The sequence below is a fragment of the Arenibacter algicola genome, assembly GCF_000733925.1.
In the GTDB taxonomy this organism is placed as follows: domain Bacteria; phylum Bacteroidota; class Bacteroidia; order Flavobacteriales; family Flavobacteriaceae; genus Arenibacter; species Arenibacter algicola.
In genome coordinates, this window is sequence record NZ_JPOO01000003.1 from 844130 (window position 1) to 856862 (window position 12733).

Here is a 12733-nt window from a genome sequence, read left to right on the forward strand (position 1 = left end):
GAGTTTTGAATGCTCCCAATCTCATAAGTCTGAATGTTAACCACAACTTCCTGTCCAATGAATAAAGTATCTGTGCCGGGACAACTGACTCTCACCTATTTTCTACCGCCCAACTTTCCCAAATAAAATGAGATGGCCCCAGATACATCTGAGGATATTTTAAAGCGATATAAAACAAAAATATAACAAAGCAGAATTAGAAAACTCTTTAGGGCAATGTTGAGCACAGGGTGGAAAGGAAAGGATACAAAGTAAAAAATGGTCGATAATGCCAACAGAAGAAATATAACCTTAAAGGTCTCCTTTGTTATGGGTTGAATACCAAACTTCCATTTAACGAACCCCAATTTTATAGAATTGTAAATAAAAAAAGCCATAAAACTAGCTATGGCCGCACCATCCAAACCATATTTAGGAATCAACCATAGGTTCAACAAAATGGTGAGAATGGCCAAGGCAACCCCCATAAGGAGCAACGCCCTATAAAAATCCGAATTGTACATTATAGCATTGTTATTGCCCAACAAGGCATCATAAACTCTGGCAAACCCAATAATGAAAACAATTACATACCCACTACGATAGGATTCGGGCAACAAATTGTAGAGGTCATTTAGATTTAAAACAATCAAAATAAAGATGAGCCCGGATACTATAAATAAGGTGAGCGAGCTCTTTTGATATAATGTTTTAAGAGCCGTGATATCCTTTTTATGAAGTATTTCCGCAGTTAAGGGATAGGTAATGTTGTGCATGGACCTGGATGGAACGGCAATGACGGTTGCAATATACCCGGCAACACTGTAATAGGCTACATTTTTAATTTCTATAAATTGATTGATCATTACCTTGTCTACCTCTAACAAAACTATTGCGGCAGATCCACCCAAAATAATCAGGGTACTATAAGTAAGAATTTCGCGGGTGTTGGCAGGAAAACTAAAATTCAGCTTTAAACGAAGCGATCTTAAGGCATAGGCCTGCATTATAAGGGTTCTAAGGATATACATCCCAACCATGGCATTGAGAAACGTAAGTACGGAAATCACGTCCCAATAAACCATTAAAAGTAGCACTGATATCACTATTCTGCTAAATACCTCCTTCATGAAATTCCCAAAAACCGACTTCATCTGCACCTTGGCCCAAGCATAAAACACCTCAAAATAGGCCATTGCCACACCAATAATGAAAATATGCCACACATACCCCTTTACTATTGGGTTCTCCTTGGATAAAAAATTACCAATGGTCTCATTGGCCAAGTAGGAAATAGCCCCAATAGGTACAATAAGTATTAGCGGTAAGAATACCATTAGGGTCAAAAAACCATCCTTCCCATTGCGTTCCTGAAAACCTGAATAATACTTGACCAAGGTATTTGGAATCCCAAATGCCAATATCGGCATTAAAACGGAAGATGCTGACAGTATTACATTGACCAAGCCAAAATATTCATCCGATAAAAACCGTGTATATAGAAAAAGGAGGTTCAATGCCCCTATGGCAAAGCCACTATAGGTAATCAAAGTATTGTTCAATGATTGTTTTAAGACTATTCCCATGCTAAATACTTGGACAGCTTTGCCGTTAATTCCCTTCTGTGATATTGGTCTACCTCTGCCAAAGGCAAAGTCAATTGCTCTTTTTTATATTCTTGAAACCATTGCAGCAGCGTACTTTTCAATTCATCCAACTGTGGATACGTATAGGTCTTACCTGTATTGGATTTGGCAATAAGTTCCCCGACTTCCCAATTGGTTGGGCCTATACCCAAGATAGGTCTTTTGGACGCCATATACTCAAATACTTTTCCCGGAATAATACCCTGGGTCTCTTCAGAATCTATCTCTATCAACAACAGCACTTGGGACTTTTTTTGATATTGTAAAGCCTCATCGTGCGAAATATAGCCCAATAATTTGGTATAGGATTGAAGACCATAAAAATAAATACTTTCCAAAACATCCGAACTAATAACGCCTGCCAATTGCAATTTGAAACATTTTTTGAAATCGGGGTATTCCTGAATTAATTCTGATAGCGCTTTCCAAAGATTCAGGGGGTTTCTCCCCGTAAGCAGGGATCCAATATGGGAAATGGTAAAATCAACATCCAAAGCCACGGAAATGCCAAGGCTTGTATCATAACCATTGGTAATAACAGTAATCGGTTTTTGGGTTATATGGGAAAACTCCAGTCTTGTGGTATTGCTGGTCACAATTATTTTGTCGGCCTCATTCAGTACCAAGTGCTCCAGCTTTTTGTGCTTGGCTTGGGAAGCATTGGTCAGTTTCAATTTTTTATGATAGCCGATCGAGGTCCAGGGATCCCGAAAATCCGTTATCCACCTAATTTTAGTGCGTTTCTTTAGTTCAAGGCCAATAAGATGCAAGCTATGTGGGGGTCCTGTAGTTATAACGGTTCCTATGTTTTCCAATTTAATGACATCGTGTAAAAAATCAACCGAAGGTTTTATCCAAAATTTTCTGGCATCGGGAATAAACAGATTTCCCCGTATCCATAACAACATTTTTTCTACAACAGATTGATTTTTGGAATTGATTATTCCAGCGCTTATCTTTTTGGTCTTTTTTTTGGAAAATATTCGGGCAAAGCCATAGGGTTCATATATGGGCTTTTTATATACTTTTATTCCTGCCGGTATTTCACCCGTTAAAGATGCGTCAATTATAGGATAATTGGGGTTTTCCGGAATATATACAGTGGGTTCTATTTCAAAATCCCTGAGGTATTTCACAAATTTCAACCATCGCTGTACTCCAGGTCCACCTGCCGGAGGCCAATAATAAGTGATGATGAGTACCTTCTGCATTAAGCCGTTGGTTTTTTCCTAGAGGCCCAAAAAGCATGGCCAATTCCAAAAAAGAACACCAAGACCAAGATTATGGAGCTTGCCATAGTTATGTTGCCTCCAACCTTAATAAGGCTTGGCTCAAACTTAAACTCAATTTTATGATTTCCTGCAGGTACCTCCAAGGCCCTCAACACATAATTCACTTCAAAATGTTCCTTTAGATTACCATCAATATAGGCGTTCCAACCATGTGGATAGTACATTTCGGAAAATACGGCAATTCCAGGATTGGTATTATTGGAACTGTAGGTTAAATGGTTAGGTTTGTATTCAACCAACTTTATGGAAGCTGTAGAATCTGTCCTAAAATTAAGATCTTTTATATTTTCAAACTTCGATTTATTAAAAACCGCCTTATGCTTTAAATCCAAGGTATTCAATGCCATTATTTCGTCATTGGCATTAAACACAGGCACCAACTCGTCAATAAACCATGCATTGCCATTAGCATCAGGATTTAATGCGGGATAGGTCCTACCCTCTTCATCCTGCTGCACCACATATTTAACGTTCAACATACTCAAAACCCTAACGTTATTCTTGGAAATATGAAAATCGAACAATTCCTGGATCCCCGCTGGTTTAGCAGCATGATACCCCCAAATAGATTGATGGAAATAAGCCGTACGGCCTCCCCCGCCAATTTCCGATGGATCGTATACCCTAAAAACAGTAGTGTCCTGAGCTATCTGTCGGTCCATATCAGTTTCCTGAAAAGGTTCCAGCATTCTTCTTTGGGCCACAAAATCGTCTTCATTTACATAGCGCTTTGCAACCCCTATCAAATCGAACATTACCAGTACCCCCAATAGAACAATCACCAAATTTTGCTTGAATTTATTTTTCAAATAAAACCAAATAACCAAGGCTGCCAAGGCTACAAAGATCAGTGACCTTAAAATATCTGTATTGTAAACGGCCTTACGATCCGCAACAATCAAGGAAACAATATCATCACCATAATACTGGCGATAGGTTTCATCGCTCTGTCCAGTAAAGCTGAACATTCCCTTCACCAGAAAAAGAAGCACTCCGATTCCCAAAGTAATGAATAGGGTTAATTTTAAATCCTTTAGTTTCTTGGAAGTATCCTCTTTGGGGTCAAAAAGTTGTACCAAAGCGAGGATGGCCAAAACAGGAACACAGAGTTCCAGAATTACCTGAATGGATGACACCGCCCTAAATTTATTGTACAACGGAAAATAATCGATCATTACATCCGTAAGGAGGCCAAAATTTTTGCCCCATGAAAGAAGGAGGGCCATTATAGTACCTCCCAAAAGCCACCATTTTGCTTTTCCCTTTACCAAAAATAGCCCTAGGACAAAGAGAAAAAACACCACGGCCCCAATATAGGCAGGGGCGGCAACAATAGGCTGGTCTCCCCAGTAAAGTGGCAAGGAACTGGTGAAATCCAATGCTTTGGTCCTGGATATACCATTCTCGGTCAAAAAGGTATAGGTCTTGGAATCGGCCCCAAGATCCTCGCCACCGGAACCGCCGAAAAGTCTTGGAACAAATAAATTCAAGGATTCTACAATCCCGTAACTATATTGGGTAATATATTCCCGATCCAGACCGGTACCACTTTCTTTAGGCTCTCCGTTGGCCGTAATGGTAAGGTCCGATTTTCCTCTTGTACTCCAATCCGCATATTCCTTGGTAGCCATTAGACTAGTGGCATTTGCTGCTATTCCCAGAAACACCGCCAAAATTAGGATTCCGACCGATATACCAAAATGCTTCAATTTCTTTTTCTTTATGGCATCCACTAGATATACAACCCCAAGAATAAGTATGAGTAACATAAAATAGTAGGTCATTTGGTAATGGTTGGCCCCCACTTCCAAGGCCATGGCAATAGCCGTTAGTAGGAACCCCCAAAGGTATTTCTTCCTAAAAACCAAAATAATCCCCCCCAAGAGCATTGGCATATAACCAATGGCATGTGCCTTTGCATTGTGACCTACCCCCAAAATAATGATCATATAGGTAGAAAAACCAAAGGCCAGTGCACCCAATACCGCCAACTTGTAATCTACCTTGAGACAGGATAACAAGATATAAAACCCGATAAGATATATAAAAAGATAATCTGCTGGCCTAGGTAAAAACCGGATAATCCGATCCAACTTTTTCACATAATCATGAGGATAATAAGCTCCCAATTGATAAGTGGGCATTCCGCCGAAGGCGCCATTGGTCCAGTACGGCTCCTCCCCTGTTTTCTTCCTAAAATCGTTTTGTTCCTTGGCCATTCCCGTAAATTGAACAATATCCGATTGCTCAATTACCTTCCCCTGAAGTACGGGATGGAAATAGGCCAATGCTACAATTACAAAAAATACGGTTACAAAAAAATGGATAAAAAAGGCACTTAGACCGTTTCTCATGTTTGGTTGTGGTAAATGGTTATTCAATTTCCTCAAAATCTATGTATTCTCCAACATTTTTTGAGCTGTTCTTTTTCTTGGTCGTTTTTTTATCAATTATAACGTCGCCAATTTGCTCTTCCTCCTGTGGTTGCTGACCTGCAAAACCTTCAAACTGTTCCTTAAAATGTTCCTCGGTCTTTTTTGCGGCATACCTAAACAGTTTAGGAGCAAACCATTTCGCCAGAATTTTAAGCAAATAGTATACTAAGAGTACAATTAGTATCGTTTTTAAAAAACCCATAATTAGTTGACAAATTTTATATCAAAAGTACAATTCTAACGTTGTATTAATAGTGCAAAAGTCTTAAAATAATAATAAAATAGTACCTATGGAGTATAATGTTTCCAAGAAACGCCTTATGAAAATACTAATATTTGGAATTTTCACCATTCCGTTGGTCGCTTTTTCACAGTACACCGATGTCATCAACTCTAACAGGCCTGGACTTTCCGTAAGCGCTTATGCTATAGGTACAAATGTTTTACAGGCCGAATTTGGCATTGGCTATGAACAACAGGACCACACTAGGTTAGCTACCGAATCCAATATTTTAGGAGCTGATCTGTCATTGCGTTACGGCCTTCTTTTCGAAACCTTGGAACTGAATTATGAAGGCACTTTCGACAATCAAAATAAAACATATACCAACACAGGGGTAGAAATTAAGAACACCGATTTTTCCAGAAACAGAATAGGTTTAAAATTTTTAGTCTACGATCCTTTTAAGAATCCCGAAAATAATAAACCCAATCTTTACAGCTGGAAGGCCAACTATGGTTTTAAGCTAAAAAACCTAATCCCTGCAGTATCGGTCTACGCAGGTGCCAATTTTGTATTGGGCGACAATCCCTTTTACCGTGGCGACCCCACAGTCTCCCCGAGGGTAATGGTTGCTACCCAAAGCAGGCTTACTCCCCGATTTGTACTTATTTCCAATATTGCATATGACAGATTGGGCTCTGATTTCCCGGAATGGAACTACACGGTATCCTTATCCCATGCCTTTAGAGATCCCAAATGGAGTGTCTTTGTGGAAAACCAAGGAATAAAAAGTGATCGGTACTCGGACGCGCTCCTTAGAGGTGGCGTAGCACATTTATTGGGTGAAAATATGCAGGTGGATATGAACTTGGGCGCCAGTTTTAAAAATACGCCCAGCAGGATCTTTGCCACAATGGGATTCTCCTATAGGGTAGATATGCACAGGGACAAGGTGAAGGCCATTGAAGATCAAAAGGCGGGAGAAAATGGCGGCCCCATCAACAAGAACGCCATGAAGAAAAAGAAAAAAGGAAAAAATAAAGGTACCGGTGCAGAGGATATCGATTTGGGGCCTACCAAAAAACAACTACGGAAACTAAAGAAAAAGGAAAAGAATAGGGACGATTCTGAAATTGATTTCTAACAAAATAACTTTTGTCCTTTTTCCTATAGATTAATATTGCTAATATTGAACCATACAAGAAACATGGTATGGTTACTCTGAAAGAAGCAAAAACAAAATCGGAACTTAAGGATTTCGTTAAATTTCCTTTTACACTTTACAAGGGCTCCCCCTACTGGGTCCCTCCTATCATAAATGACGAGCTGGAGTCTTTTGACAAAAGTAAAAATCCTGTTTTTAAGGATGCCGATGCCTGGTTTTATATGGCCTATAGGGACAATAAAATTGTAGGTAGGGTCGTAGCCATTATCAATAGATTGGAAGTGGACCAACAGCAGGTAAAAAAAATGCGTTTTGGTTGGTTCGATTTTGTGGATGACTATGAAGTTTCAGAGGCGCTGCTCAATAAGGTGTCCGAAATAGGAAAGGAACACAAGTTGTCCTACATGGAAGGGCCTGTAGGTTTTTCCAATCTGGACAAAGTAGGTGTCCTAACCGAAGGGTTTGATGAGATAGGCACCATGATTACCTGGTACAACCATCCTTACTATGTTGATCATTTTGAACGCTTTGGGTTTGTTAAGGAAAAGGAATACATGGAAAATAAATTCCCCTTTAGCAATGCGGAGCCCAAATTCTTTCAAAAGGCAAACGAACTGGTACGAAAAAGATATGGCGTAAAGGAATTGAACTTTACTAAAACCAAGGATGTAATGCCTTGGGTAGATCAGATGTTCGACCTTTTTAACGAGACCTATTCCTCCCTCTCTTCTTTTGTCCGTATCACCGATATTCAAAAGGATTATTTCAAGAAAAAATACATCAGTTTTATAAATCCCGAGTATATCAAATTTATATTGGATAAGGATGACAAATTGATAGCGTTCGGAATAGTAATGCCTTCATTTTCCAAGGCCTTGCAAAAAGCGAAGGGAAAATTATTCCCATTCGGCATATTTCATTTGCTCAGCGCGAAAAAGAACAGCAAAGAGGTTATATTTTATTTAATAGGGGTACTTCCGGAATACCAGAATAAAGGTGTTACAGCAGTAATGTTCAATGAGTATTACAAGACTTTTAAGGCCAAGGGAATAGAAAAATGTGTTAGGACACCAGAATTGGAGGAAAACGTGGCCATTCGCCAATTATGGAAACATTTCGACCCAAAAATATACAAGAGAAGAAGGACTTACAAAAAGGAACTTTAAACGGACCCAAGGGGCCAAATTTCAAAAAACGTCCAAAATTAAAAAAAGCCAACCTAAATATTTAAGTTGGCTTTTTTTATGTAAGTTGAAATAGTTCTATTCTCCCATCGCTGCCGCTACCGCCGCAGACAGCCTTTTGTACGTACCATTCTGTAATCGCTCACGTATTACAGAGAAGGCCTCCAAGGTTTCGGATACATCCTGTAAGGTATGTGTGGCCGTTGGAATCATTCTTAAAAGAATCAAGCCCTTAGGAATTACCGGATACACTACAATGGAGCAGAAAATACCAAAATTCTCCCTTAAATCCTTTACCAATGCCATGGCTTCTGGAATACTACCGTTAAGATATACCGGTGTAACACAACTAGTGGTAGTACCTATATCAAAACCTCTTTCCTTTAGTCCGTTCTGCAATGCATTAACATTCTCCCAAAGTTTGGCCTTAAGTTCTGGTTGGGTGCGTAGCATATCCAACCTTTTAAGTGCTCCTTTCACATAAATCATTGGTAATGATTTAGCGAACATTTGAGATCGCAAGTTGTATTTAAGGTATTCTATAATCTCTTTGTCCGCAGCTAAAAAAGCTCCGATTCCGGCCATAGATTTGGCAAAAGTTGCAAAGTAAACATCTATATCATCCTGAATTCCCTGCTCCTCACCTGCTCCTGCCCCGGTTTCTCCCAAGGTTCCAAAACCATGCGCATCATCTACGAACAATCTAAATTTATATTTTTTCTTAAGCGCAACAATTTCCTTGAGCTTGCCCTGTTCCCCGCGCATTCCAAAAACACCTTCGGATATTACCAAAATACCTCCTCCGGTCTGTTCTGCCATTTTAACGGCCCGATCCAAGTTTTTCTCAAGACTTTCAATGTCATTGTGCTTAAAGGTAAAACGCTTACCCATATGCAAACGTACGCCATCTATAATACAGGCATGTGCATCAACATCGTATACAATAATATCATCCTTGGAAACCAAAGCGTCAATGGCAGAAACCATCCCTTGGTACCCAAAGTTCAACAAATAAGCAGATTCTTTTTTAACAAAAGCAGCCAATTCCTGCTCCAATTGCTCGTGGAATTCGGTATGCCCACTCATCATTCTTGCTCCCATAGGAAAAGCGGCACCGTATTCCAATGCTGCCTCGCCATCTACCTTCTTTACTTCCGGTAAATTGGCCAATCCCAAGTAATCATTAATACTCCAAGTGATTACTTCCTTTCCTTGAAACTTCATCCTGTTAGATATAGGACCTTCCAATTTAGGAAATACAAAATATCCCTCGGCTTGTGAGGCCCATTTTCCTAAAGGACCTTTATTCTCAATAATTCTGTCAAATAAATCTCTCATCTAGACTACGTTGATTATTAGTGCAAAAGTATATATTTTTAATACGCATATGCAACTTATTTAATACATAAAAAGCAACGACTTATGAACCGTTGCTTTTTAAATCATAAATTTTGCATAACCCTTACTTTACAAATTCTATTTTTTGTGGTTCTTCAACATTCTTACTATCAAAGAATCCCTGGTCGGCCATCCACTGGTCACTGTATATTTTACTCATATATCTGGAACCATGGTCTGGAAAAATAACCACTACATTGCTATCTTCATTAAACTCGCCCATTTCCTCCAGTTGCCTTACGGCCTGCATTACCGCGCCACTTGTGTATCCCACAAAAAGGCCTTCTGTTCTGGATATCTCCCTAGCGGTATGGGCACTTTCTTCATCGGTAACCTTAATAAATTCGTCAATTACCTTGAAGTTGGTGGCCGTAGGTATCAAGTTTTTACCCAAACCTTCAATACGGTACGGATAAATTTCCTTGGTATCCAATTCACCGGTTTCATGGTATTTCTTAAGAACGGAACCATATGCATCCACTCCTATAACACGTATATTCGGATTTTGTTCCTTCAGATACTTAGCGGTACCGGAAATAGTACCTCCCGTGCCACTACAGGCTACTAAATGAGTAATATGTCCGTTGGTCTGATTCCAAATTTCCGGTCCCGTACTTTTGTAATGGGCCTCGGAATTTAAATCATTGAAATATTGATTGATATATATAGATCCCTCGGTTTCCTCGTGCAATCTTTTGGCTACTTCATAATAGGACCTTGGATCATCTGCGCTAACGTGTGCAGGGCATACATATACTTTTGCCCCCATAGACCTCAGCATGTCTATTTTATCCTTGGAAGATTTTGAACTTACCGCCAAGATGCATTCGTAACCTTTAATGATACTGATCATGGCAATGCTAAAACCCGTATTCCCCGAAGTGGTTTCTATAATGGTACTCCCCTTCTTTAAAATTCCCCTTCGCTCCGCCTCTTCAATAATATAAAGGGCAATACGATCTTTCGAAGAATGTCCTGGATTAAAACCTTCCACCTTAGCGTAAAAATTACCTTCTAAGTTGGCAGCTATTTTATTTAGTTTGATTAATGGGGTGTTTCCTACAAGTTCTAGGAGGTTGTTATAAGCGTTTATCTTATGTTCCATAAACAGTTTCTAGGTTTAGAACTTATTGACATCTTTTAATTTATGTCAATACTGATAGGACAAAATTACTCTTTTTTTTTGATTATCGAATTTTATGCTCTAAATCTAACAAAAATGCATATTCTTTAGCCACCTCCTTTAAGGATTCAAATCGGCCTGAAGCACCGCCATGACCTGCATCCATATTAATATTGAACAACAATAAATTATTGTCCATTTTGTACTCCCTAAGTTTAGCAACCCATTTGGCAGGTTCAAAATATTGTACTTGGGAATCGTGAAAACCAGTAATAACCAGCATATTTGGCTGCAATTGTCGCGTTACATTGTCATATGGCGAATACGATTTCATGTAGTCATAGTATTCCTTTTCGTTTGGATTGCCCCATTCATCATATTCTCCGGTAGTCAGTGGAATGGTATCATCCAACATGGTCGTAAGTACATCTACAAAAGGAACAGCTGCAATTACCCCGTGATAAATTTCCGGGCATAGATTTACTATGGCCCCCATTAAAAGTCCGCCTGCCGAGCCTCCGGATGCATAGAGATGTTCGGGACTAGTAAACTTTTTTTCAATCAGAAATTTGGAGCAATCAATAAAATCGGTAAACGTATTCATCTTATTCAGCAATCTTCCTTCCTCATACCATTTACGGCCAAGGTATTCCCCGCCCCTAACATGGGCTATGGCATAAACAAAACCTCTGTCCAAAAGGCTTAACCTTACAGTGGAAAAATAGGGGTCTATAGTGTGCCCATAAGACCCATAGGCATATTGCAATAACGGACTGCTGCCGTCCAACTTAGTGTTTTTGTGATAGACCAAGGAAATAGGAACTTTTTTACCATCCCTTGCAGGTGCCCAAATTCGCTCGGAAATATAATTTTCCTTATGGAATTTCCCTCCCAAGACCTCTTGTTCCTTTTTTATTTCCTTTTCCCTTGTCCTCATATTGAAATCTATAATAGAGCTGGGTGTTGTCATGGAATTATATCCATATCTTAGAATTTCGGTATCAAAATCCGGATTGGTACCCACATAGGCGGTATAGGTCTCATTGTCAAAGGGCAAATAATAGCTTTCACCGGTATCCCATCGCACAATCTTCAACTTGTTCAAACCATTCTCGCGTTCGGACAAAACATAGTACTCATTAAACATTTCAATATCCTCAAGTAAAACTTCTTCCCTGTGCGGAATAAAGTCTACCCAATTTTCAGATTCGGTTTTATCTTCGGGGGTCGTCATCAATTTAAAATTGGTTGCCCCTTCCATATTGGTTAGGATGTAAAAATTGTCTTCGTAATGGGTTAGGGAATACTCCATGCCCCTAACTCTTTTGGAAAACACATGAAACTTTCCATTAGGGTCATCCGCCCTTAGAATTCGAAATTCAGTAGTCAATGTACTGGAAGACCCAATAACTATAAATTCTTTGGATTTGGTTTTGTAAACAAAGGTGGTAAAGGTTTCGTCATCCTCGTGAAAAACCAGTTCATCTTCCTCGGGAGATGTTCCCAATATATGCCTGTAAATATTATTGGACCTTAGGGTAACAGGATCTTTCTTGGTATAGAACAGGGTCTTATTGTCATTGGCCCATACCGCGCTGCCGGTAGTGTTCTCTATTTTATCCCCATAAATCTCCTGAGTGTGCAAATTTTTTATTTGTAGGGTGTATTGCCTGCGGGAAACAGTATCCACCCCAAAGGCCGCCAATTCATTATTGGGGCTAATGGACAGGCCTCCCAGGTTAAAATAATCCAAACCCTCTGCCATATGGTTGCAGTTGAACATTATTTCCTCTTCGCCATCCTCTTTTTCAAAACGTCTTGTAAAAATGGGGTACTCCTTTCCTACCTCATATCTGGTAGCATACCAGTAGCCATTAAACTTATAGGGCACGGAAGAATCATCTTCCTTTATCCTGGACTTCATCTCTGTGAACAAGCTATCCTTAAGCTCCTTGGTATGGGCCGTCATTGCCTCATAGTATGCATTTTCCTGTTCCAAAAAAGCAATGACTTCCGGATTTTCCCTTTCGTTCAGCCAATAGTAATCATCGATCCTTACATCATTGTGCTTTATTAATTGCTTCTCAATCTTTTTAGCACTTGGTGTTTTTAATTCCCGCTGCATGAGTGTGGTATGTTTAATAAGAAAGCGCAAAAATAATATTTAAATGCAATTGACCTGTTTAAATGTGTTGTTTATCCATTTTAATATTGTCCACCCCCTTAAAGTATCCCAAAGAATAACTGTAGTCTTAAATTCCAATATATCCCGATCATTTTAGTAATTT

The 12733-nt window shown here is 39.4% G+C and carries 9 protein-coding genes; 2 read left to right on the forward strand and 7 right to left on the reverse strand.

The window, feature by feature from the left end:
- Positions 1-95 precede the first annotated feature (95 nt).
- From U735_RS0113930 to U735_RS0113945, 4 genes are read right to left on the reverse strand one after another with little or no spacing between them, the layout of a single operon-like run.
- Positions 96-1565, reverse strand: a complete 1470-nt coding sequence (locus U735_RS0113930) for an oligosaccharide flippase family protein (RefSeq protein WP_031444409.1) — start codon at positions 1563-1565, stop codon at positions 96-98.
- A complete protein-coding gene (locus U735_RS0113935; protein WP_031444410.1) occupies positions 1556-2836 on the reverse strand; it encodes a glycosyltransferase family 4 protein in 1281 nt (426 codons plus the stop codon). The genes U735_RS0113930 and U735_RS0113935 overlap by 10 nt, the downstream gene beginning before the upstream one ends.
- Positions 2836-5271, reverse strand: a complete 2436-nt coding sequence (locus tag U735_RS0113940) for a YfhO family protein (RefSeq protein WP_031444411.1) — start codon at positions 5269-5271, stop codon at positions 2836-2838. The genes U735_RS0113935 and U735_RS0113940 overlap by 1 nt, the downstream gene beginning before the upstream one ends.
- A gap of 19 nt (positions 5272-5290) precedes the next feature.
- Positions 5291-5554: a DUF4834 family protein gene (locus U735_RS0113945; protein ID WP_031443707.1), complete on the reverse strand. Its 264-nt coding sequence runs from the start codon at positions 5552-5554 to the stop codon at positions 5291-5293.
- A gap of 118 nt (positions 5555-5672) precedes the next feature.
- Here U735_RS0113945 and U735_RS0113950 point away from each other — a divergent pair, with 118 nt between their 5' ends.
- Positions 5673-6719 (forward strand): transporter, encoded by a 1047-nt coding sequence (locus tag U735_RS0113950; protein ID WP_031444412.1) that lies wholly within the window; start codon positions 5673-5675, stop codon positions 6717-6719.
- Positions 6720-6787: 68 nt separating this feature from the next.
- On the forward strand, positions 6788-7906 hold the full coding sequence (locus U735_RS0113955) for a GNAT family N-acetyltransferase (RefSeq protein WP_031444413.1): 1119 nt from the start codon (positions 6788-6790) through the stop codon (positions 7904-7906).
- 96 nt (positions 7907-8002) lie between these two features.
- Here U735_RS0113955 and U735_RS0113960 read toward each other — a convergent pair whose 3' ends face one another.
- From U735_RS0113960 to U735_RS0113970, 3 genes are all read right to left on the reverse strand, one after another.
- Entirely contained in the window at positions 8003-9262 is a 1260-nt protein-coding gene (locus U735_RS0113960) for an aminotransferase class I/II-fold pyridoxal phosphate-dependent enzyme (RefSeq protein WP_031444414.1), read from the reverse strand.
- 124 nt (positions 9263-9386) lie between these two features.
- On the reverse strand, positions 9387-10427 hold the full coding sequence (locus U735_RS0113965) for a PLP-dependent cysteine synthase family protein (RefSeq protein ID WP_031444415.1): 1041 nt from the start codon (positions 10425-10427) through the stop codon (positions 9387-9389).
- 82 nt (positions 10428-10509) lie between these two features.
- Positions 10510-12570, reverse strand: a complete 2061-nt coding sequence (locus U735_RS0113970) for a S9 family peptidase (protein ID WP_031444416.1) — start codon at positions 12568-12570, stop codon at positions 10510-10512.
- Positions 12571-12733 lie beyond the last annotated feature (163 nt).

Excerpts from the sequence above, each read along its gene's own strand:
- U735_RS0113955 (WP_031444413.1), top strand. The coding sequence starts at position 6,788 with ATGGTTACTCTGAAAGAAGCAAAAACAAAATCGGAACTTAAGGATTTC.
- U735_RS0113965 (WP_031444415.1), bottom strand. The coding sequence starts at position 10,427 with ATGGAACATAAGATAAACGCTTATAACAACCTCCTAGAACTTGTAGGA.
- U735_RS0113950 (WP_031444412.1), top strand. The coding sequence starts at position 5,673 with ATGAAAATACTAATATTTGGAATTTTCACCATTCCGTTGGTCGCTTTT.
- U735_RS0113960 (WP_031444414.1), bottom strand. The coding sequence starts at position 9,262 with ATGAGAGATTTATTTGACAGAATTATTGAGAATAAAGGTCCTTTAGGA.
- U735_RS0113935 (WP_031444410.1), bottom strand. The coding sequence starts at position 2,836 with ATGCAGAAGGTACTCATCATCACTTATTATTGGCCTCCGGCAGGTGGA.
- U735_RS0113930 (WP_031444409.1), bottom strand. The coding sequence starts at position 1,565 with ATGGGAATAGTCTTAAAACAATCATTGAACAATACTTTGATTACCTAT.
- U735_RS0113940 (WP_031444411.1), bottom strand. The coding sequence starts at position 5,271 with ATGAGAAACGGTCTAAGTGCCTTTTTTATCCATTTTTTTGTAACCGTA.
- U735_RS0113970 (WP_031444416.1), bottom strand. The coding sequence starts at position 12,570 with ATGCAGCGGGAATTAAAAACACCAAGTGCTAAAAAGATTGAGAAGCAA.
- U735_RS0113945 (WP_031443707.1), bottom strand. The coding sequence starts at position 5,554 with ATGGGTTTTTTAAAAACGATACTAATTGTACTCTTAGTATACTATTTG.